This is a genomic window from Clostridium saccharoperbutylacetonicum N1-4(HMT), from assembly GCF_000340885.1.
GTDB classification, from domain to species: domain Bacteria; phylum Bacillota; class Clostridia; order Clostridiales; family Clostridiaceae; genus Clostridium; species Clostridium saccharoperbutylacetonicum.
On the sequence record NC_020291.1, the window covers coordinates 1,251,219 to 1,274,774 of the forward strand.

At 29.9% G+C, this 23,556-nt stretch carries 22 protein-coding genes; 17 read left to right on the top strand and 5 right to left on the bottom strand.

Annotation, left to right across the window (positions count from 1 at the left end; translation table 11 throughout):
• The first annotated feature begins 3 nt into the window (after positions 1–3).
• Positions 4–237 (top strand): hypothetical protein, encoded by a 234-nt coding sequence (locus CSPA_RS29690; protein ID WP_017810800.1) that lies wholly within the window; start codon positions 4–6, stop codon positions 235–237.
• Positions 238–344: 107 nt separating this feature from the next.
• Positions 345–2,051 carry an ABC transporter ATP-binding protein gene (locus CSPA_RS05530; RefSeq protein ID WP_015391229.1) on the top strand — a complete coding sequence of 569 codons (1,707 nt, stop codon included), beginning with the start codon at positions 345–347 and terminating at the stop codon, positions 2,049–2,051.
• A 58-nt stretch (positions 2,052–2,109) separates the two neighbouring features.
• Here CSPA_RS05530 and CSPA_RS05535 read toward each other — a convergent pair whose 3' ends face one another.
• The 5 genes from CSPA_RS05535 to CSPA_RS05555 all read right to left on the bottom strand — a co-directional run bounded on the left by CSPA_RS05535 (position 2,110) and on the right by CSPA_RS05555 (position 6,726).
• Complete coding sequence (locus tag CSPA_RS05535) at positions 2,110–2,553, bottom strand: hypothetical protein (RefSeq protein ID WP_015391230.1); 444 nt, start codon at positions 2,551–2,553, stop codon at positions 2,110–2,112.
• A gap of 164 nt (positions 2,554–2,717) precedes the next feature.
• Positions 2,718–3,746, bottom strand: a complete 1,029-nt coding sequence (locus tag CSPA_RS05540) for a branched-chain amino acid aminotransferase (RefSeq protein WP_015391231.1) — start codon at positions 3,744–3,746, stop codon at positions 2,718–2,720.
• Positions 3,747–3,972: 226 nt separating this feature from the next.
• Positions 3,973–5,871, bottom strand: a complete 1,899-nt coding sequence (locus tag CSPA_RS05545; RefSeq protein ID WP_015391232.1) for an NAD(+) synthase — start codon at positions 5,869–5,871, stop codon at positions 3,973–3,975.
• Positions 5,872–5,995: 124 nt separating this feature from the next.
• Positions 5,996–6,325, bottom strand: a complete 330-nt coding sequence (locus CSPA_RS30460) for a LiaI-LiaF-like domain-containing protein (RefSeq protein WP_015391233.1) — start codon at positions 6,323–6,325, stop codon at positions 5,996–5,998.
• Positions 6,307–6,726, bottom strand: coding sequence for a hypothetical protein (locus CSPA_RS05555; RefSeq protein ID WP_241393472.1), 420 nt, complete (start codon positions 6,724–6,726; stop codon positions 6,307–6,309). Before CSPA_RS05555 ends, CSPA_RS30460 begins: the two co-directional genes overlap by 19 nt.
• A 285-nt stretch (positions 6,727–7,011) precedes the next feature.
• Between CSPA_RS05555 and CSPA_RS05560 the strand changes: the two genes are divergently transcribed.
• The 15 genes from CSPA_RS05560 to purC all read left to right on the top strand — a co-directional run bounded on the left by CSPA_RS05560 (position 7,012) and on the right by purC (position 23,526).
• A complete protein-coding gene (locus tag CSPA_RS05560; RefSeq protein ID WP_390624474.1) occupies positions 7,012–7,707 on the top strand; it encodes a response regulator transcription factor in 696 nt (231 codons plus the stop codon).
• On the top strand, positions 7,697–9,232 hold the full coding sequence (locus CSPA_RS05565; RefSeq protein WP_015391236.1) for a sensor histidine kinase: 1,536 nt from the start codon (positions 7,697–7,699) through the stop codon (positions 9,230–9,232). The genes CSPA_RS05560 and CSPA_RS05565 overlap by 11 nt, the downstream gene beginning before the upstream one ends.
• Positions 9,233–9,476: 244 nt before the next feature.
• Positions 9,477–9,911, top strand: coding sequence for an NfeD family protein (locus CSPA_RS05570; protein WP_015391237.1), 435 nt, complete (start codon positions 9,477–9,479; stop codon positions 9,909–9,911).
• A 4-nt stretch (positions 9,912–9,915) separates the two neighbouring features.
• Entirely contained in the window at positions 9,916–10,857 is a 942-nt protein-coding gene (locus CSPA_RS05575; protein WP_015391238.1) for an SPFH domain-containing protein, read from the top strand.
• Between the two features lie 524 nt (positions 10,858–11,381).
• Positions 11,382–12,188: an EcsC family protein gene (locus tag CSPA_RS05580; RefSeq protein WP_015391239.1), complete on the top strand. Its 807-nt coding sequence runs from the start codon at positions 11,382–11,384 to the stop codon at positions 12,186–12,188.
• A 108-nt stretch (positions 12,189–12,296) separates the two neighbouring features.
• Positions 12,297–12,812, top strand: a complete 516-nt coding sequence (locus CSPA_RS05585) for a hypothetical protein (protein WP_015391240.1) — start codon at positions 12,297–12,299, stop codon at positions 12,810–12,812.
• A gap of 133 nt (positions 12,813–12,945) precedes the next feature.
• Entirely contained in the window at positions 12,946–13,782 is an 837-nt protein-coding gene (locus CSPA_RS05590) for an amino acid ABC transporter substrate-binding protein (RefSeq protein ID WP_015391241.1), read from the top strand.
• Between the two features lie 30 nt (positions 13,783–13,812).
• The gene (locus CSPA_RS05595) at positions 13,813–14,454 is read left to right on the top strand and encodes an amino acid ABC transporter permease (protein WP_015391242.1); all 642 of its coding nucleotides are present in this window, start codon (positions 13,813–13,815) and stop codon (positions 14,452–14,454) included.
• A gap of 14 nt (positions 14,455–14,468) precedes the next feature.
• Entirely contained in the window at positions 14,469–15,155 is a 687-nt protein-coding gene (locus CSPA_RS05600) for an amino acid ABC transporter ATP-binding protein (protein ID WP_015391243.1), read from the top strand.
• Positions 15,156–15,414: 259 nt separating this feature from the next.
• Entirely contained in the window at positions 15,415–15,582 is a 168-nt protein-coding gene (locus CSPA_RS05605) for a zinc-ribbon domain-containing protein (RefSeq protein WP_015391244.1), read from the top strand.
• A gap of 84 nt (positions 15,583–15,666) precedes the next feature.
• Positions 15,667–17,265 carry a ClC family H(+)/Cl(-) exchange transporter gene (locus CSPA_RS05610; RefSeq protein ID WP_015391245.1) on the top strand — a complete coding sequence of 533 codons (1,599 nt, stop codon included), beginning with the start codon at positions 15,667–15,669 and terminating at the stop codon, positions 17,263–17,265.
• Between the two features lie 30 nt (positions 17,266–17,295).
• Positions 17,296–18,192 (top strand): DMT family transporter, encoded by an 897-nt coding sequence (locus CSPA_RS05615; protein ID WP_015391246.1) that lies wholly within the window; start codon positions 17,296–17,298, stop codon positions 18,190–18,192.
• Positions 18,193–18,521: 329 nt separating this feature from the next.
• Positions 18,522–22,268, top strand: a complete 3,747-nt coding sequence (locus tag CSPA_RS05620; RefSeq protein WP_015391247.1) for a phosphoribosylformylglycinamidine synthase — start codon at positions 18,522–18,524, stop codon at positions 22,266–22,268.
• A gap of 71 nt (positions 22,269–22,339) precedes the next feature.
• A complete protein-coding gene (gene purE / locus CSPA_RS05625; RefSeq protein WP_015391248.1) occupies positions 22,340–22,819 on the top strand; it encodes a 5-(carboxyamino)imidazole ribonucleotide mutase in 480 nt (159 codons plus the stop codon).
• Positions 22,819–23,526: a phosphoribosylaminoimidazolesuccinocarboxamide synthase gene (purC, locus tag CSPA_RS05630; protein WP_015391249.1), complete on the top strand. Its 708-nt coding sequence runs from the start codon at positions 22,819–22,821 to the stop codon at positions 23,524–23,526. Before purE ends, purC begins: the two co-directional genes overlap by 1 nt.
• The last annotated feature ends 30 nt before the right edge of the window (positions 23,527–23,556 follow it).

Sequence of the window (23,556 nt, forward strand, 5' to 3'; positions counted from 1 at the left end):
TAGTTGTATAGATATAATTTGCTTCCAACTAAAATAAATAAAAAGCTGGCTAATATAAAATTAGAAAAGCTTAAAACTTTTTTGTTTGCATTTAGTAATTGTATACCAATTGTGGTATTGCAAAGACCTAGGCATATAAAAATTAAAGGGAAAAAATCATTAGGGTCAGATTTATTTATTATTAGATTAATTGAAATTAAGGGTAAGACAATTGCTAGAATAAAATTACTTATATAATATAGTTTTTTCATAAAATACGCATACCACCTTTTTTTGAAATTATGTATTATGGTAAATTATATACAAGCTATTAAGATTTTATTCAGAAAGAAAGGTGAAAATTATTGATTAAAAAATTTATTTCGTTTTATAAACCTTATAAGGTGTTATTTACCTTAGATTTAATAGTTGCATTTATAGCATCTCTATGTGATTTGGTTTATCCAATAATGACGAGAGATCTTATTAATGAGTCAATTCCAAATAGAGATGTTAGAATGATTGAAACATTTGCAGTAACGCTTTTAATTATTTTTTTAATTAAAGCAGCCTGCGGATATTTTATGCAATATTGGGGACATGTTGTTGGTGTAAGGATGCAAGGGGATATGAGAAGACATATCTTTAAACATCTTCAAAAACTTCCAAATAGTTTTTTTGATAATAATAAAACTGGAGATATAATGTCTAGGATTATAAATGATCTAATGGATATTTCAGAGTTAGCTCATCATGGTCCAGAGGATTTATTTATATCTATTGTCATGCTTATTGGATCATTTGCAATATTATGTACAATAAATATTCCTCTTACATTATTGATTTTTGCATTTATACCACTTATTGTTTGGTTCACATTATATGAGAGAAAGAAAATGAATAAAGCATTCCTCGATACAAAAGTTAAAACTGGAGCTGTAAATGCAAATTTGCAAAATAGTATTTCAGGGATAAAAATATCAAAAGCTTTTGTAAGTCATGAATCAGAAGAAGAAAAATTTGAAGCAGGTAATGCTAAATTTATTAAGGCAAGAGAAATAGCATATAAGGTTATGGCTGAATATTCTTCAGGCGCTGGTTTTGGAATGGATATACTAAGTTATGTTGGTTTAATTGGTGGAGGAATATTTACGTTTATTGGGATTATAAATGTTGGGGATTTTATGGCTTATATGCTGTTTATAAAGATATTTATAACTCCTATAAAGAAACTTATTGATTTTATGGAACAATTTCAAAATGGAATAACTGGTTTTCAAAGATATATGGAGATTATGGATGCTGAGAGGGAAAAAGATAAGGACAATGCAGTTGAACTTGAAAATGTAAAAGGAGAAATAGAATTTAAAAATGTTGATTTTAGCTATGAAGGTAAGAAAGTCTTAGAGAATATTTCTGTTAAGATAGAGAAAGGAAAAATGTTAGCATTAGTTGGGGCATCAGGCGGAGGAAAAACAACTTTATGCAATCTTATTCCTAGATTTTATGAAATAGATAATGGTGATATCCTAATTGATAATAAGAGTATTTATGATGTTAAATTAGATTCGCTTAGAGAAAATATTGGTATAGTGCAACAAGAAGTATTTTTGTTTACAGGGACTATAAGAGACAATATTTTATATGGAAAATTTGATGCAACAGAAGAGGAACTAATAAGAGCTGCTGAAATGGCTAATATACATGAGTTTATAAATACTTTACCGGAAGGTTACGATACGTATATTGGTGAAAGAGGGGTTAAGCTATCTGGTGGACAGAAACAACGTATTTCAATTGCAAGAGTTTTTCTTAAAAACCCTCCAATATTAATATTGGATGAAGCAACTTCGGCATTAGATAATGCAACAGAACATATAATTCAAGAATCTTTAGAAAAACTATGTTCAGGAAGAACAACAATAGTTGTAGCGCATAGACTATCAACAATTAGAAATGCAGATGAAATAATTGTACTTGGTAATACTGGAATAATGGAAAAAGGAACTCATGAAGAACTTATTAAGAAACAAGGTGAATATAGCAAATTGCATGAATTTGCAGCAGTGTAACTTGAAAAATATAATATATTGGTAAATATAAAGAAGGCTGTTTTATGGACAGCCTTCTTTAATCATTAGAGTCATTTTTAATTGAGTTTAGTAATTGAAGTTTTTTATATATTTCAGAAGTATCAACTTTTACTGTCATTGCAGCTCTAAGCTTTGCTTGTTTTTCAGGTGAAATAGTATCTGAAGTAGAAGTATTTTTAATTTCAGATGTGTGGTCGTGATGTACATTAATAATTCTTGAAGTTTCTCTACTATCTAAAATTGATCTATCATTTAATTCACTACTTAGTAAGTTAGTAAAATCATGAGTTTCTTCAGTAGAAGGATCTTTTTTAGTTGATGATTTTAAAGTACGCTTAAAGGATTTTGAGTTATCATTGCCTTTTCCTGAAGAAAATGAAGTACCATCATAAGGTCTTTTAGTTATGGAAGTATTGGTGGAAATTTTAGAAACACTACTTACAGAATATTTATTAATAGAACTAATTTTATTATCAGACATATTATCACTTCCTTAACACATTAGTAATTATATTAAAAATATTATTTGTAATTATATTATCGTATGTCAGTTATAAAAATTTAGAATTATAATGGGTGTTAAATAAATAAAAATAGAGAAAAATCACTTAAAAAATGATTTTTCTCTATTTCCATTTTCAATAATTATTTTACTTCAAATATCCAGCCTTTAGGGGCTTCAACATCGCCAAGTTGAATTCCTAAAAGTAGATCATATAATTTTTGAGTTATAGGACCAACCTCAGTTTCACTGTGGAACACATGTAAATTATCTTTATAATGTATTCCACCAATTGGAGTAATTACTGCAGCTGTTCCACAAGCACCAGCTTCTTTAAATTGATCTATTTCATCTATTAATACTTCTTTTTCATAAACAGGCATTTTTAAATAATGTTCTGCAATATAAAGAAGTGAGCGCTTAGTTATACTAGGCAAAATAGATGGTGATTTAGGTGTTATAAATTCATCATTTTTAGTTATTCCAAAGAAGTTTGCAGCTCCAATTTCTTCTATTTTAGTATGAGTTGCTGGATCTAAGTAGATACAATCAGCAAATCCTTTTTCAGCAGCTACAGCATGTGCTTGTAAAGAGGCTGCATAATTTCCACCAACTTTATTACCTCCAGTACCGTGAGGTGCAGCTCTATCATAATCGTCTAGAACTATGTAGTTACAAGGTGATACTCCATCTTTAAAATATGGTCCAACTGGTATACAAAATACACCAAAAATATATTCTGGAGCTGGTTTAACACCAATATTGTGACCAACACCCATTAAATATGGTCTGATATATAAAGTTGCACCACTTCCGTAAGGTGGTACATATTTTTCGTTTGCTTTAACAACTTGCATAACAGCATCGATGAATTTTTCTTCAGGCACGTGCGGCATAAGGAGCTTATCACAGCTTTCATTCATACGCTCCGCATTTAAATCTGGTCTGAATAATTGTATTTTTCCTTCTTTTGTTGTATAGGCCTTAAGACCTTCAAAACAACTTTGACCATAATGAATAACAGTTGAAGCTTCGCTTATTGAAACCATATTGTCTTCAGTAAGTTTACCTTCATCCCATTTTCCATCTTTCCAAACTGAAATATAACGAAGATCCGTTTTCATGTATTCGAATCCTAATTTACCCCAGTCTATATCAGCTTTTTTCCCCATTTTGTATTCCTCCAAATCTATATAGGCTTATTGCCATTGTTATTTAATAACCTCTATTTTAGCACTACTCAAAAAAAATTTCCACCCCTATAAAAAGAGCGCGAAGCGCAATTCGGAACTTTACCCTATAAAAAGAGCGCGAAGCGTAATTCGGAACTTTACCCTATAAAAAGAGCGCGAAGCGTAATTCGGAACTTTCTCCTCTAAAAGGAATGCGAAATGCAACTTACTTCCATGGAGCAGCATCAGATGGCATACGCCAATCACCTCTTGGACTTAAAGAAATGCTACCAACTTTTGGTCCATCAGGAAGTGCACTTCTCTTAAATTGCTGTGTGAAAAATCTGAACATAAATTTCTCAAGCCATTTATGTATTTCTTCCTCAGAGTAATCATTTTTAAATGCAGCTTTAGCTAGGAAGAATATTCTTTCTTTTGTAGAGCCGTGCTTAATAAAATGATATAGGAAGAAATCATGAAGTTCATAAGGACCAACAATATCTTCTGTTTTTTGAACTATCTCACCATTTTGATCTTTTGGCAATAATTCTGGACTTACAGGAGTATCTAATATATCCATAAGGGTATTGCATATGATGTCAGTAGACTCATTTTGAGCTACATATTGTACTAAATATCTGACAAGAGTTTTAGGGATAGAAGGATTTACTGAATACATTGACATATGATCACCATTATAAGTGCACCAGCCAAGAGCAAGTTCAGATAAATCACCAGTACCTATTAAAAGACCTCTTTCCTTATTTGCAACATCCATTAAGATTTGAGTTCTTTCTCTTGCTTGAACATTTTCATAAGTAACATCATGAATATCTTTATCATGTCCGATATCTTCAAAATGTTGAAGAGATGCTTTAACTATATTTATTTCTCTAAGATCTGTGCCTAATTCTTTGCATAAATTAACTGCATTGTTATAAGTTCTATCAGTAGTACCAAAGCCAGGCATAGTAATTGTTACAATATTCTTTTTATCTAAGTTAAGCAATTCAAAAGTCTTAACTATTACGAGCAGTGCTAGAGTTGAATCTAAGCCTCCAGAAATTCCAATTACTGCTTTTTTAGAACCAGTATGTTCTAATCTTTTAGCTAAACTAGCAGCTTGAATATTGAATATTTCCTTACATCTTACTTCTCTTTCTTTTTCATAAGAAGGTACGAAAGGATGCTTATCTACAAATCTATCAAAAGTATTAACCGATACATCAGTAAATTCAAATTTAATCTTATTAGGCTTTTTATTTAAGAATCTAGATGAATCTCTATAACTAAGATTTTTCATTCTTTCTGCCTTTAATCTAAATACATCAACAATTGAAGAGATTACTTCATTTTCTCTTTGGAATCTATTATTTTCCCTTAATAATGAACCATTTTCACTTATTAATAAATGCCCGCTGAATAATACATCTGTAGTAGATTCGTGAACGCCAGCAGAGGAATATATGTAACTGCTAATTGTTCTAGCACTTTGATTAGATATAAGACTTTTTCTATAATCCATTTTACTTACAAGTTCATTTGAGGCAGAAAGATTTCCAATTATATGTGCACCCATAAGTGAAAGATATGAGCTAGGTGGAATTGCTACCCATAAGTCTTCACAAATTTCAATTCCAAAATCAGCAATATTTGATGAGAAAATTAAATTGGTGCTAAATGGAATATCTTTTTGGAAAGGCAAGTCTACTTTTTCATTTTCTATGTTAAAGCCTTCAGTAAACCATCGTTTTTCATAAAATTCACTGTAATTTGGAAGATATGATTTTGGGACTATTCCTAAAATCTGTCCTTTGAATAATAAAAATCCACAATTGTATAGTGTGCAATCATAAAGTAATGGAGCACCAACAGCAATTAAGATGTCCATATTACTAGTTTTATCTATGATTTGTTTAAGACCATCTAAAGCTTTGTTGATTAAGTATTCTTGCAAAAATAAATCTCCACAAGTATATGAAGTAATACAAAGTTCAGGAAATACTATAAATTTATTTCCATCTTTAACTGCATCATTTATGCATAATAAAATATTTTCAACATTATAACCAACGTCTGCAACTTTTGTTTTAGGACAAGCAGCAGCAACTTTTATAAAATCCATGTAATCACTCCTTGAAAAATAACTTTATATAGCAATTATCAAGGTTCAAGGTTTAATTGTCAAATGAAACAATATCATCAAAAGAAAATCAAATTTATTCATATACATAATTATAGATATCACATTAGTATATGTGATATCTATAATGTAAAGGTGAACTTGGATCTAAGAACACCCCTAGAAATTTACTAGCTGTAAAAGTGCAAAAAGAGAAGGCTATAATTATTGCAATTAGAATAAAACTTATAAAGTCATATCTTAAAGGAATATTATTTTTCAACGCTTTATTACTTAGAACTAATACCTCAACCCCAAGAGATATAAAAATCAAGGGCCAAAAATCTAATATCATTTTTTCAAAAGGTATATTAAAAATTGTAAATAAAAAATAAAGAATTCCTAAAATTATTAATAGAAGGCCTAAGGTAAGAGTTCCTACTCTTCTGGATTGCATACTTTATCACCTGACTTTAATTTAAGTTTTTTATTTTTAATCATGTAGATTCCTGTAGATATAAGTAAAATAGAGATAACTAAGGATTTACCATATCTTATATAATAATAATCAATATATTTACTTAATATAGGAATTAAAAAATTATTTATCATTGAAAAAACTCCCATTAGTATTAGAATATAAGCTATATATTTTTCAACTAAATTTTCGTTTGAAAAATATTTCATGGATGCCACATCTGCAAAAAGAGGTAAATCAGCGTCTACTAAAGGATCTTCTTTTTTACTCTTTGATCTCACATCAAAAATGCTATAAAACCATATTATTGGAAGGAAAATTTCAAGAAAATCCATATCGAAAGAACGTGACATAAACATAATAGCAAAAAATAATAGCATTAACTGAATCCCCTGTCTAATAAGTCCTAAATACATGTGCCCGGCTCCAGGCATGAGTGAAAAAAATAATGCGAGTTTTTTTGAAGGTTTCAAAATACAACCACTCCTTTAATTGTTAATAAATTTGTTATTTTAAGTTTACTAATAAAATCTTAAGATAAAAATGTGAGAAATCTTAATTTTTTCTTAATTATAACAAATGTATTTATTTATTTTGATATAATTTATAAGAATATAAGGTTTATGAAAATTAATAATATAAAGCAATTGGAGAGTAAGAAAATGATAAAAGAAACGATTCTTATTGTAGATGATGAAAAAGAAATACGAGATTTAATAAGTATATATTTAGAAAATGAAGGATTCAAAGTTATTAAAGCAGGTAATGGTATAGAAGCTTTGAAGATTTTAGAAACAGAAGAAATAGATTTAATAGTGCTTGATATAATGATGCCAGAAATGGATGGAATAAAGGTATGCTTAAAAATAAGAGAAGATAAAAATATGCCAATTATCATGCTTTCTGCTAAAGGTGAAGATATGGATAAGATACTTGGACTCACTACGGGAGCAGATGATTATTTAACGAAACCTTTTAATCCATTAGAACTTATCGCAAGAATAAAGTCACAAATTAGAAGATATACAAAATTAAACAATACTCAAATTATAGAAACAGAAGAAGTAATAGAAGTTGATGACTTGATTATAAACAAAGCTAGTCATGAAGTGAAAATAGGAAATAAAATTATAAATTTAACTAAAAGAGAATTTGAGATATTGGAACTTCTTGCAAGTAATAAAGGAATGGTATTTAGTGCTGAAAAGATATATGAAAGTGTCTGGAAGGATAAATTTTATGAATCTGAAAATACAGTTATGGTACATATAAGAAAAATAAGAGAAAAAATTGAAGAGAATACTAGAAAACCAAAGTATATAAAAACAGTATGGGGAGTTGGATATAAAATTGAAAAATAGAAGGAGGTTTAATAGGTTATTTAGTTTTTATTATTTCGTTAGGGAAAAGATAAGTAAAAGCATACGTCTTGAATTGATGGTAGCCTTTGGAATGTGCTTGCTTGCAGCTACTATTGTATCCAGTTTTTATGATGGTTATTATAAAGAAAAAAATGTTATGGAAGAAATAGATTATAGCAGTGGTATACAAAGTATAGCGGATGCCAGTGAATATATGAAACAAAAATTCAAAGATAAGTCTTTAAATGTAACGAATAATCAAGATATAGATAAGATTATGAAATCTGCTGAAGCGATAAATGCAAATAATGATACAGTTAAGTTATATCTGACAGATATTGATGGAAAGATATTATATAAATCATCCAATGCAAAAGAAAATGAACTAAATATACATGAGATAATAAAAAGAGCTTCAGAATATAGAAAGAATTATAATAATTCAACTGTAATTGATACAGATAATGGTATAACTAAAAAGAGAGTTGTATTAAATAAGGTACAGGAATATGTGGAGATTGATGGAGCAAATTTTTCTGATAAAGATACCTACTTAATAGTAACTGGTATGCCTTTAGCAAAAACTTCATATGTAAGACCTAGTGGTTCGCCTATATCTATAATTCAAGGATTGATTGCTTTTATAGCGTTATTTTATTTCTTGACTATGAAGAAAATGAGATATATCGAAAAAATTTCTGATGGACTTATGCAAATAGCTAAAAACAATTTAGATTATAATATAGAAATACAAGGGCAAGATGAGCTAGCAAAGCTTGCTGATAATATAAATTCTATGGCAAAAGAACTGAAAAGAAGTATTGAAGGAGAAAGAAACGCAGAGAAAACAAAGGGAGAACTTATTACAAATGTATCTCATGATTTAAGAACTCCTCTTACTTCTATTAAAGGATACTTATTGTTAGTAAGAGAAGGAAAATACAAAAATGAAAAAGAGCTTTGTGAGTTTATTAATATAGCATATAATAAGTCGGAAAAATTGGAAGTGCTTATTAACAATCTTTTTGAGTATACAAAATTAAATAACAAAGGAATAAGTTTAAATTTGGAACTGGTTTCTTTAAATGATTTGTTAGAACAACTTATAGAGGAACTTTATGTAATATGTGAAGAAAATAATGTAGTAATAAAAAAACAATCCTGGAGTAAAAAAATATCAGCTAAGGTAGACGGTGATAAGATTGCCAGGGTATTTGAAAATCTTTTAATGAATGCTATTCGCTATGTGCCTAAACCGGGAGAAGTAAGAGTTAGCCTATGGAGTGAAGAAAAATATATAATGGTATCAGTGGAAAACAGATGTTTAAATGTAAATGATGAGCAGCTTAAAAAAATATTTGATAGATTCTATAGAACTGATGAATCTAGATCAGAAGCTACAGGAGGAAGTGGATTAGGTCTTGCAATATCTAAAAGTATAATCGAGTTACATGGAGGAGAAATATGGGCTGAAGTAAAGGATGAAAATATAATTTTTTATGTGAAACTTATAATTAGTGAATGAGGAATTTTTAAGGAGTAGTTGCAGTAGAATATTATTAATTTGACAACATAATATTGGTATAATAGCTGCAATTATCCAGTATAAAATTGGGAAGAGTTATAAAATACTTTATTTAATAGAGAAAAATACCTTGAATAAAAAGGCATTTAGAGGTATAATTAGTTTAATACATTTCACTAAATTATCATATTTAGTTATTATATATTTAGTGAGTGTAAGTATTTATTATTAGGGGGGAGAAGGTATGGACGGTTTAATTGCATTTTGGTTAATTGTTGCTGTTTGCGCATTTGCAATAGATATATTAACCAGTAATTTTTGCTTTATGCTATTTTCAGTAGGAGCTGTTGCAGCCGCAATATGTGAAGTTTTAGGAATTTCCTTTATGGCGCAGGTAATTGTTTTTGCAATATTGAACATAATTTCATTATCAGTAGGCTATCCATTGCTGAAGAAAAAATTTAAAGTTGCACATATGAACTTACCACGTATGGAAGAAACCTATATTGGTAAGGTCATGAAAAGTGAAAAGGAAATTAGTGATAAAGCTCAAGTGAAAGTAAACGGAGAATATTGGACTGTTGTTAATGAAGGAGAAAAAATCCATGAAGGTGATGAGTTTATCATTACAGGAATAGAAGGAATTAAATTAAAAATCAGAAAGACTCAGGAGGATTAGAGTTATGGGTGCTATTATAGTTTTTGGAGTTATTTTATTGCTAGTTTTAGCAGTAGTGCTATCATCAATTAAAGTTGTAAATACAGGATATTTATATGTTGTGGAAAGATTTGGACAATTTCATAGAGTATTAGAGCCAGGGTTACATTTTATTGTTCCATTCGTAGATTTTGTAAGAAAAAGAATTTCTACTAAACAACAAATTTTAGATGTAGAACCACAATCAGTTATTACTAAAGATAATGTTAAAATATTAGTTGATAATGTTATCTTCTATAAAGTTTTAAATGCAAGAGATGCAGTTTATAATATTGAAAGCTTCCAATCAGGTATAGTATATTCTGCTACAACTAATATGAGAAATATATTAGGTAACATGTCATTAGATGAAATTTTATCAGGAAGAGATGCTATAAATCAAGAACTTTTAAGTATTATTGACGAAGTAACAGATGCATATGGAATAAAAATTCTTTCTGTTGAAATTAAAAACATAGTGCCACCAGCAGAGATTCAACAAGCAATGGAAAAGCAAATGAAAGCTGAAAGAGATAAGAGAGCTATGATTCTTCAAGCTGAAGGTTTAAGACAATCTCAAATTGAAAAAGCAGAAGGTGAAAAACAAGCAAAAATATTATCTGCAGAAGCTGAAAAACAAGCTAATATAAGAAGATCAGAAGGTTTGAAAGAATCTCAATTACTAGAAGCAGAAGGTAAGGCAAAGGCTATAGAACAAATTGCTAGAGCAGAATCGGAAGCTATAAGAAAAGTAAATCAAGCTATTATTGAATCTGGAACTAATGAAACTGTTATTGCCTTAAAGCAAGTTGAAGCACTTAAGGAAATGGCTAATAATCCAGCTAATAAGCTTATATTACCAAATGAAACATTATCATCTCTTGGAAGCATAGCTGCAATTGGAGAAATGCTTAAGGGAAATAAATAATATATTAAATGCAAGTTGCTTATAATTAATATAAAATTAAACATGCATAATAGAGAAATACTATTATATGCATGTTTTTTTATAATAATTTTAAGAAGAAGTATAACCAGGATTTCTATTATAGATACACAATGCAAGAATTAGGCTTACGCGAAAATTACCGAAATCTAATACATTTATCTTCCACAGGACTAGTGAAATTTTCGCTGGAAGGTTCTAAATGGCGGCTTGCCATCATTTCAGCGTGTTCCAGATGTAAAATTTGGACAAGCTAAAATGAAACAAGCCCCCATTAATAAACTTCATCAGCTCGATTTCACATGCCTGCTTCCAGAAAAATGTATCTGATTTCTAGTGTAGTGTTATGATTATAATTTCTCAATGATGCATGTATATTCCATTTATAAGTTTGATTATTAATTTGGATATCTATAACATGATATTTAAAAATTAATAGAATTATATACTATATAACATAGAATAATAGAAAACAATAATTTTATGAAGTGGAGATAATAAAGTATATGAATTACAATGATTTAAGAAAAGAAAAAACCTTAAGTAATCAAAAGAAAAAGTTATTGAAAAGAGAAGAAAAATTTTTGAATAAAAAAGAAAATGAATATATTAAAAATAAGATATCTCCCATAAAAGAAAAATTAGAAGAAAGAATTCCTGAAAAAATGATAAATACGTTCGAAAAAGCTTTTGAAAAAGGATTTTATTACGTATTTCAAAAAGGAACTGTTATAATAGAAAAAAGTTATAATTGTGAAAGGTTAAAGGATGAAGCTGATATAAATGAGTATATTTTAGCTAAAAGAATAAATAATAAAAATTTAAATCAGATTGATAAAAAAGTAAAGAAGAGCGTTATTATAAATAAGGGGATCACAACAGCAGAAGGGACAGTACTTGGAATATTCGGTATAGGACTTCCTGATATACCTGTTTTTATAGGAGTAGTATTAAAAACAGTGTATGAAATTTGTTTGAATTATGGTTTTAGATATGATTCGGAAGAAGAACGGATATTTATACTAAATATAATTTCAGCAAGTGCAAATAAGGGCTCAGATAGAATTTTATATTCTAAGGAAGCTGATAAAATTGCTTATAATATTGATAACAAAATTAATTCAAATATAGCTCTTGATGAAATGATAAAAGTTACTTCGAAGAATTTATCTGAGAATATAATTTTATCAAAAGTAATTCAAGGAATACCTTTAGTTGGTGTATATGGGGGATTGTCTAACTATAAACTTATAAGAGATATAAGTGAACTAGCAAGTATTAAGTATAAAAAAAGATTATTATCAAGACTATAACTTATTTTTTATATAAAATGATAAATTATAATAGTATTAAATATTGAAATAATAATAAAAAAATATTAATATTATACTAGGTAGTACAAAATAAGTAGAGGTGAAATAATGAAAAAGAAATCTATGATGAGTTTGATTCTAGCAATATTACTTTCTTTTTCTTTAATAGGATGTAATCTTAAAGATGATTATATACTTGAAACAAAAGAAAATACTGATGAAAAACCAACTAGTGATAAGGTAAATGAAGTGTTCGATTCACAAAAAATGAAGGATTTAATGGATAAGTTAAAAACTAAACCTAAAGAAATTTCAGATAAAGTAGATGAGGTTGATAGTGATACAACAAGAACAATGAAAGAATTAAATCAAAAAGCAGATGAATTAACTAATGCATTGAATAGTGCAGATCTTCAAGGGAAAAGTGAAGACATCAAAAACAAGCTTGATGAAATATCAGATAAATTAGATGAAGTTAAAGTTAATGCAGACGATGCAAAAGATAGAGTTGATACATATAAAAATCCTGTTGACAAAAAACAAGTTACAAATGCTGTAGATGAGTTCACAACGCATATGGATAACTTACAAAGAGCTATGGATAGAGTATCTTCAACTAGATAAAAAAGAATGGTTACCATGTTAAATTTGAATGGTAACCATTCTTTTTTGAAAATTGATAAGAAAAACCACTTGAATTTTTCACTTTAGTGTGATAAAGTGTTAAATAACAAGAATGTTAATGGGGGTAAAAGTTATGAAGATTAATAATTTAATGAAGAAATTAGCTATTATGGCTGTTATAGTTACTCTAGGAGTTAGTTTAGTTGCATGTGGAGGAAGTGCTCAAAATAAGGCATCAGAAGCTAAAGCAGGAAAAAGTGCATTAGATAAAGATGAAATAGTGGTGGGTCTAGATGATACCTTTGTTCCAATGGGATTTAAAAATGAAAGTGGAGATATAGTTGGTTTTGATGTTGATTTAGCAAATGCAGTTGGGAAGAAACTTAATAAAAAAATAAAATTTCAACCAATTGACTGGAGTATGAAAGAAACAGAACTGGACAATGGAAACATAGATTTAATTTGGAATGGATATTCAATTACTGATGAAAGAAAACAAAAAGTTGAATTCTCAAAACCTTATTTAAATAATACACAAGTAATTGTAACGTTAGCAGATTCAAATATAAAAACTAAAAGTGATTTAAAAGGTAAAAAGGTAGGAGCTCAAAATGGATCTACAGCTGTGGATGCTGTTGAAAAAGAAGCAGACTTAATGAAGAGTTTTAATGGTGGTAAATTAGTTACTTTTGAAGATAATAATGCTGCATTAATGGATTTAGAAGCTAAGAGATTAGATGCTATTGTAGTAGATGAGATTTTAGCAAGATACTATATGAAAGCTAGAGGTCAAGAAAAGTATAAAATTTTAACTGAGAATTTTGGAAGTGAACAATATGGTGTCGGAATTAAAAAAGGTGATACTAAGTTTGTTGAAGCCTTTAATAAAGCTTTAAATGAAGTAATAGCAGATGGGACTGCAGGAGAAATATCAAAGAAATGGTTTGAACAAGATATAGTTATTAAATAAGGAACAAACAATAAAGAGGAGGAAATAACTTTGAGTTATATTTTAGAAATAATGCCTCAAGTACTAGAGGGGCTTAAAGTCACATTAGAGATTTTTGCACTGACATTAATATTATCAATTCCACTTGGTGTAGTAATTGCTGTAATGCGAACCTCTAAAGCTTTAATAGTTAATAAAATAAGTGAAGTATATATTCTTATAATGAGAGGAACTCCTCTATTATTGCAGATTATTGTGATATTTTTTGGATTGCCAATGGTAGGAATTACATTCGATAGGTTTCCAGCTGCAATTTTGGCATTTGTATTAAATTATGGAGCTTATTTTGGTGAAATATTTAGAGCTGGAATAGCGTCAATAGATGATGGACAAGTTGAAGGTGCGAAGGTTTTAGGTTTAAGTTCAAAAGACACGTTTTTTAGAATCATACTACCACAAGCATTTAAGAGAGTGATTCCACCAGTTGCAAATGAAATAACAACATTAGTAAAGGATACATCTTTAGTTTATGTTCTTGGAATGGATGAATTGTTAAAGATAGGAAAAACAGCTGCTAACCGTGATGTTTCTTTGGTTCCACTATTAATAGTTGGAGTTGTTTATTTAATAGTAATAGCGATTTTAAGCCAAGTATTAAAGAAAGTTGAAGAGAAGTACGACTACTATAGTTAAGTGGAGGAATTATCATGTTGAAAATAAGAAATTTGAAAAAGAGTTTTGGAAATACACAAGTTCTTAAAGGAATTAACCTTGAGATAAAAAAAGGTGAAATATTAGTGGTTGTTGGTAATTCAGGCGGTGGAAAAACTACATTGCTTAGATGTGTGAATGAATTAGAACACTGTGACGAAGGCGATATAGAGATCAATGGTAAAGTATTATGTAAAAATGGTAAATATGTAGGCAAAAAAGAATTAAAAGAAATAAGGAAAGATATAGGATTAGTGTTTCAAAATTTTAATTTATTTCCTCATATGACTGTATTAGAGAATTTAATAGAAGCACCGCAAAAAGTATTGGGATGGAAAAAAGAAGATGCAATAAAAAAAGCAGAAGAAACACTTGGATTTTTAAATCTGATTGAAAAGAAAAATAATTATCCATTTGAATTATCAGGAGGACAAAAACAGAGAGTAGCTATAGGAAGAGCATTAGTGCTAGAACCTAAAATTATGTGTTTTGATGAGCCTACATCTGCATTAGATCCAGGTTTAACTGGAGAAGTTGCTAATTTAATTAAAAGTTTAAGTACTAAAGGTATGAGTATGATGATTATTACTCATGACATGGAGTTTGCAAAGGACGTCTCAGATAGGATAGTATCAATGGATAAAGGACAGTTACAAGAAGGCCTAATGTTTGAAAGAAACTAAGAGAGTGAATAGACTCTTAGTTTCTATATTTTTTTGATAAAAGTTCTAATATTATATTTATTTTTTGATAAATTGCAAATTGAGAAGGTTTATATTTAATAAATTACTACGATAATTTGTGTTGAATTATAAGATAAAATGTGCTATTCTTAAATAGTAAGATAATTCAAGATTTAATCAATACTGCACATTCGCCTCTGTTTCAGAGATTGGGTCAAGTATCAGGTTATAATCTTTGGAAAAAGGGAGGATTTTTATAATGGAAGATAGAACTTTAGTATGTAAAGATTGTGGAAAGGAATTTATTTTCACAGTTGGAGAACAAGAATTCTACAAAGAAAAAGGATTTGATAACGATCCAGTTAGATGTCCAGATTGTAGAAAAGCTAGAAAGCAACAAAGAAACAATAGAAACTTCGACAGATAGTATGCTATTGGGTCATAAGAGTAATCTTATGGCCCTTTGTTTTTTTTGTGTTGAAATTTAGTAAAAGAATTTAGGTGTTGTTTTATGGAAAGCAGAGTAATTAATAATAAACATTCAATAAAAAAAATACTTGAGGGAAGAAAAAAATTAAAATTTAAATTAGTGATGCAATCAGCAGCTATTGGAATAATAGTTGGATTAATTATAGTATGCAATAGGATTTTGATTTCAAAGTTAAATAGTGTTGCTGAATATTTGTATGAATACGCTACATTTAGTGTGGTGAGATTAATATTTTTATTTGTTGGACTTGCCTTAATAGGAATTGGGATTGGTCATTTAGTTAGAAAAGATCCAATGATTTCAGGTAGTGGGATACCACAGGTTGAAGGTATTTTAATGAAAGAAATTAAAGTTAATCCTCTTAGAGTGTTAGTATATAAATTTATTGGAGGAACTATAGCTTTAGGTGTGGGATTATCTGCGGGAAGAGAGGGCCCATCTGTTCAAATGGGAGCGTGTGTAGGACAAGTCTTTTCTAGGTTTTTTAAGAGGAATACAACAGAAGAGAATTACCTCTTAACAAGCGGAGCTAGTGCAGGGCTTGCAGCAGCTTTTAATGCACCAGTGTCTGGAGTTATGTTTGCTCTTGAAGAAGTTCATAAAAATTTTTCGCCTTTAGTGCTATTATCAGCGATGGCAGCTTCAATAATGGCGGATTTTGTATGTAAGGAATTCCTGGGAATACAACCAGCATTAGATTTTACTGGTGTAAAAGTATTTCCGCTTGCCTATTACTTTTCTCTACCTATTTTAGGTATTATACTTGGGATTTTAGGAAAGATATTTAATAAAGGAATCTTGAAAAGTCAAGAAATATATGCACTGCTTAAAAATATGCCCGTGGAATTAAAAGTTGCAATCCCATTTTTGATTACAGGTATTGTTGGTGTTAATTCGCCAATTTTGCTTGGTGGTGGTCATGAATTAATAATGGCAATGTCAAAAACAAATTTCACGTTGAAGATTTTAATAATTTATTTGATAATTAAATTTATCCTAACATTAGTATGTTTTGGGTCAGGTGCACCAGGGGGAATATTCTTCCCACTTTTATTACTAGGAGCATTAGCTGGAAATATTTTTGGGGTGTTATTTTGCAAAATGAGTAATTTGCCACAAATTTATATTATTAATTTTATAATATTTGCTATGGCAGGGCATTTTGCTGCTACAGTAAAAGCACCAATAACTGGAGTTGTATTAATTACAGAAATGACAGGTTCTTTTGAACATTTACTTGCATTAACCATAGTTGTAATAACGTCATACTTAATTTCAGAATTTATGAATTTAACTCCAATTTATGAAAGTCTGCTTGAACGACTGCTTAAAAAGAATAGTAAAGATAAATCTGAAGAAGAGCTGAAATGGAATGGAAAAACAAAGACTTTATTAGAGATTTCTGTTTGTATGGAAAGCTATATGGAAGAAAAGCTGGTTAAAGAAATACAGTGGCCAGAAAATAGTTTATTGGTTGCTATAAAAAGAGGAGATAAAGAAATAATTCCTAAAGGTGATACCCAAATATTAAATGGAGATTATTTAGTTGTTATGGCAAATGAGTTTGAAGCAGCGGAATGTCTTAGAAAAATTAAGTTATTAGCTGCAGAAGAGGTTTGATGAAATTGAATTCTTAGGAGGGCAGGGAGTATGTCAAATACTTATTTCGGAGGATTAGTAGCATTAATAACAGCTATATGCTGGGCTATTTCACCTATAGCTTTTGAGTATGCAGGAAAAAAAGTAGGATCATTATCGGTAAATTTTATAAGATTAATTGTAGCCTTTATATTTATAGGAATATATACTTACTTTTCACGAGGAATGTTTCTTCCATTAGATGCTACGATGAATAATTGGATTTGGTTAATTATTTCGGGAATTATTGGTTTTGTGCTTGGAGATTTTTTTTTATTTGAAGCGTATGTTCAAATAGGGGCACGTTTGACAATGCTTATAATGGCAACGGTGCCTATTATATCTGCTATAGCTGATTATATTATTGTAGGACAAAGTCTTACATTGAGGGATATAGTGGGCATGCTTATAACTATGTATGGAGTGGCAATTGTAATTTTGGTTAAAAATCAAGATAGTAATACTATTAAGTTTTCTAAACCATTAAAAGGTTTGTTTTATGCTTTAATGGGAGCAGTAGGACAAGCAGTTGGACTTATTTTTAGTAAGATAGGTATGGAAAATTATGATGCTTTTGCCTCAACTCAAATTAGAACTATTGCGGCAATTATAGGATTTTCAATAATAATTACATATTCAAAGGAGTGGGGGAATGTATTTAAGACCTTTAGAAATATAAAAGTAATGAAGTATATAACTTTTGGTTCATTTTTTGGACCATTTCTAGGAGTTTCCTTCTCATTACTAGCGCTTCAATATATTGCTACAGGTATTGCGTCAACTATTATGTCAATTTCACGTATCATAATTATACCAGCTTCAATAATGATATTTCATGAAAAAGTTACTAAAAAAGAAATACTTGGAGCTGTCATTAGTATAGTTGGAGTTTCTATATTATTCATATGATAAATTTAAATAATAGTACTGTCTTAAAGCATATTTTTGTTTTGAGACAGTTTTTTTATTGTATAAAATAGCAACTCAATTGATAGTTTAATATCAAAACTTGAGAAAAAATACAATAAACACGAATCATATAAAAATAATAGCAATATATAATTCGTTAAAACATAAATTAAATCAAATTTTAACACAATATAAGTTGACAATGTCCGTCTTTAATGATAATCTAAAAACATCGATACGAAAGTTAGCGAGATGTTGTTAAAAAGCATTCGCCATTACAAAGAGGTAGTGATTAAGCTAAATCTTATAATATTTTTGGAGGAATCAAGATGTTAGATATTAGAAGCGTATTCGTTGAAAAGAAAAATGGATTTAATGTTGAAGCCCAAAGTTTATTAAATGATTTTAAAGAAAACTTAGGGATTTTTGCATTGGAAGATGTAAGACTTGTAAATAAGTATATTATTTCAGATATATCTGAAGAATATTATAAGAAAGCATTACATACAATTTTTTCTGAAGCAACAGTAGATGTGGTTTATGAATCAAAGTTACCAGTAAATGAGGGAGAAGTTGCTTTTGGAGTAGAATACCTACCAGGTCAATACGATCAAAGAGCAGATTCGGCTTCTGAATGTTTAGCTCTTTTAACAGCTGAAGATAAGGTTGAAATTAAATCAGCCAAGATATTAATCTTAAAAGGAAACCTTTCACAAGAGGATATAGAAAAAATAAAAAAATATTATATCAATCCAGTCGATTCAAGAGAAGTTGATATAGATAGTAAAGAATTATCAGTACCTTCAAGCATACCTAATGATGTTCAAATCTTAGAGGGATTTATCAATAAGACATTAGAGCAATTACAAGCTTTCCATAGTGAACAAGGCTTAGCAATGAGCATTGATGATCTTCTTATGATTCAAGATTATTTTAAAGAAGAAAAAAGAGATCCAAGTATAACTGAAATTAAAGTTATAGATACATACTGGTCAGATCATTGTAGACATACAACCTTCTCTACCATATTAGAGGATGTTCAAATTGAAAATAACATATATACAGCTCCTATAAAAGCAAGTTATGAAGAATATTTGAAATCAAGAGAATATGTTTATGGTGAGAAAGAAAAAAGCAAAACTCTTATGGATATGGCAGTAATTGCTATGAAGGAACTTAGAAAAAGAGGGAAGCTTGATGATTTAGATATTTCAGAGGAAATAAATGCTTGTTCAATAAATGTAAGGATTGAAACTGATAAGGGCTTAGAAGATTATTTGGTAATGTTTAAGAATGAAACACATAACCATCCAACAGAAATTGAACCTTTTGGTGGAGCAGCAACCTGTCTTGGTGGAGCTATAAGAGATCCATTATCAGGTAGAACTTATGTATATCAAGCAATGAGAGTTACTGGGGCAGCTGATCCAACAGTTCCAGTTAAAGATACTTTAGAAGGAAAACTTCCTCAAAGAAAAATAACCCTTGGAGCAGCTCATGGATATAGCTCATACGGAAATCAAATTGGTCTTGCTACTGGACAGGTACAAGAAGTATATCATCCAAATTATGCAGCAAAGAGAATGGAAGTTGGGGCAGTAATCGCAGCAGCACCTAAAGAAAATGTAGTAAGAGAGGAACCAAAACTTGGAGATGTAATTATCTTACTTGGTGGAAGAACAGGAAGAGATGGTGTCGGTGGAGCTACAGGTTCATCAAAGGAACATACAGTAGATTCAATAAATGAATGTGGAGCAGAAGTTCAAAAAGGTAATGCACCTACTGAAAGAAAGCTTCAAAGATTATTTAGAAATGCAACAGTAGCTAAAATGATCAAGAGATGTAATGATTTCGGTGCAGGTGGGGTTTCAGTTGCAATAGGAGAACTTTGCAGAGGTTTAGATATAGATTTAGATAAAGTTCCAAAAAAATATGAAGGTTTAGATGGGACAGAACTTGCGGTTTCAGAATCACAAGAAAGAATGGCGGTTGTTGTAACCAAGGAAAATGCAGATGAATTTATAAGACTTTCAAACGAAGAAAATTTAGAAGCTACTTTAGTTGCAAATGTTACTGATACAGATAGACTTAGATTATTCTGGAGAGGAAAAAACATTGTTGATTTAAGGAGAACTTTCTTAGATACAAATGGAGCTACTCAAAAGACTAATGTTAAAGTTACTGCACCATTAGCTTATCCATATACAGTTGGAGATGTTAAGGTTAATGAAGAATGGATTAATAACTTAAAGAAATTGAACATTTCTTCACAACAAGGCTTATCTGAAAGATTCGATGCAACAATAGGACATGGAACAGTACTTATGCCATTTGGGGGTAAATATGCAAAAACTCCAGCAGAAGGTATGGCAGCTAAGATTCCAGTTCTAAATGGAGAAAGTTCAGATGCAACATTAATGACTTTTGGATTTAATCCAGAACTAGGTACTTGGAGCCCATATCACATGGCATATTATGCAGTGATTGAAAGTATAACTAAACTTGCAGCTATGGGTGGAGATTACAAAAAAGCTAGACTTACTTTCCAAGAATACTTTGAAAAATTAGGTTCAGAAGCTTCAAGATGGGGGAAACCATTTGCAGCATTACTTGGTGCTTATGAAGCTCAAATGGCCTTTGAAACAGCTGCAATTGGTGGTAAAGATTCTATGTCAGGAAGCTTTGGAGATTTAGATGTACCTCCAACTTTAGTTTCTTTTGCAGTAGGAGTTGAAAAAGCTAAACATGTAATATCACCAGAATTTAAGGAAGCAGGATCAAGCTTAGTTTTACTTCAAACAGAAAAGCTTGACGATGGAACTATAAATATAGAAAAGCTTAAGAAAAATTTAGAAGTATTACACAAATTAATTCAAGATGAAAAGGTAATTTCAGCATCAGCTATAAAATACGGCGGAGTTTCAGAAGCAATTACTAAAATGTCACTTGGAAATAGAATTGGTGCAGAGCTTGATAATTTAACAAAGGATGAATTATTTGGGTTTAACTATGGAACTATATTATTAGAAGTAAAAAATAGCATTAATGTAAAAGATGAATTCAAAGAGAGTTTATATAAAGAAGTTGGTAAGACAATAGCTTCAGCATTTATAATTTCAAAGGAATATGATTTAAATTTAGATATTGCAGCTTTAGAAAAAACATATGAAGAAAAATTAAAATCAGTATTCAAGATTAAAACTAAAGATGTACAAGAAAAAGTTGAAACTGTTTTATATGATAAAAAATCAACACTTTCACCTAAAGTTAAAGTTACTAAGCCAAAGGTTGTAATTCCAGTATTCCCAGGAAACAATTGTGAATATGACTGCGCTAGAGCTTTTGAAAAAGAAGGAGCTGAAGTAACTCAAGTAGTATTTAGAAATATTACTAAGGAAGCACTTAATGAATCAATAGAAAGACTTGCAAAAGAAATCAGTACAGCACAGATTCTTATGGTTCCGGGAGGATTTTCAGCAGGAGATGAGCCAGATGGTTCTGGTAAATTTATTGCAAATGCTCTTAGAAATGAACAGATTAGCAATTCAGTAATGGAACTTCTTAAAAATAGAGATGGATTAGCATTAGGAATTTGTAACGGCTTCCAAGCTTTAATTAAATTAGGTTTAGTTCCATATGGTGAAATAGTTGATATTAAAGAAGATATGGCGACATTAACTTATAACAATATAAATAGACATATGTCTTCAATAATAAGTACAAAAGTAGTTTCTAATAAATCGCCTTGGTTTAGCGAAGTTAATTTAGGAGATATTCATTCAGTTGCGATTTCTCATGGAGAAGGAAGATTCGTTGCACCTGAAAGCTTAATTAAAGAATTAATTGCAAATGGGCAAGTAGCTACTCAATATGTAGATTTTGATGGAAATGTATCATTAAATATGCCATTTAATCCAAATGGATCGATGTACGGAATTGAAGGTATAACTAGCCCTGATGGAAGAGTTCTTGGTAAGATGGCACACAGTGAAAGAATAGGAACTGACCTTTATAGAAATATTCCTGGAGACTTTGATCAAAAGATCTTCAAAGCAGGAGTTGGATATTTTAGATAACAGTTTATGCCCTTTAGGGTACCCAGTGGGCAATTTACAGCTATTGATAATTGAAAGGATGTTAGAAAGAAATGCAAGTAGCAATATTTTTTGGAAGTAAATCTGATACAGAAGTTATGAGAGGAGCTGCAAATGCTTTAAAGGAATTTGGAATTGAATATAAAGCTTTTGTACTTTCAGCTCATAGAGTACCAGAAAAGTTAGAAGAAACATTAGAAGAAATACAGGCTCAAGGATGCCAAGTTATTATAGCAGGTGCGGGTCTTGCAGCACATTTACCAGGAGTCATTGCTTCAAAGACAATACTTCCTGTAATTGGAGTTCCAGTTAAAGCAGCTCTTGAAGGTGTTGATGCATTATATTCTATAGTACAAATGCCAAAATCAATTCCAGTTGCGACAGTTGGTATAAACAACAGTTATAATGCAGGAATGCTAGCAGTTCAAATGTTATCAGTTAATAATAATGAATTAAAAAATAAATTAAAAGAATTTAGATTAAATATGAAGAAAAAATTCATAGAGGAAAATGCGGAAGGAGTAGAACTATAATGGAAAAATTAGAAATGATGTATGAGGGAAAAGCAAAGAAGATTTACGCGACAGATAAGGCTGATGAAGTAATTATATATTACAAAGATGATGCAACAGCATTTAATGGAGAAAAGAAAGGCCAAATAGAAGATAAAGGTGTTATGAACAATGAAATCACTGCTATTTTATTTGAACTTTTAGAAAAGAAGGGGGTCAAAACTCACTTCATTAAAAAATTAAATGATAGAGAACAATTATGTAAAAAGGTTGAAATTGTACCACTTGAAGTTATTGTAAGAAATGTGGCTGCAGGAAGCATGGCTAAGAGATTAGGGCTTGAAGAAGGATATAAGCTTAAGACTACAGTATTCGAATTTTCTTATAAGGATGATGAATTAGGAGATCCATTAATTAACAGTTATCATGCAGTAGCAATTGGAGCTGCAACTTTTGAAGAAATAGACGTTATTTTAAAAATGACAGCTACAGTTAATGATGTATTAAAAGAAGTATTTGCAGCACAGAATATTAACTTAATTGATTTCAAGATTGAATTTGGTAGATGTGCAGATGGAACAATAGTATTAGCAGATGAAATTTCACCTGATACATGTAGATTCTGGGATGCAACAACTGGTGAAAAATTAGATAAAGATAGATTTAGAAGAGACTTAGGCAATGTTAAAGATGCTTATGTTGAAATCTTAAAGAGAATTTCTAAATAATAATTCACAATTATTCAATGCACAATGTAC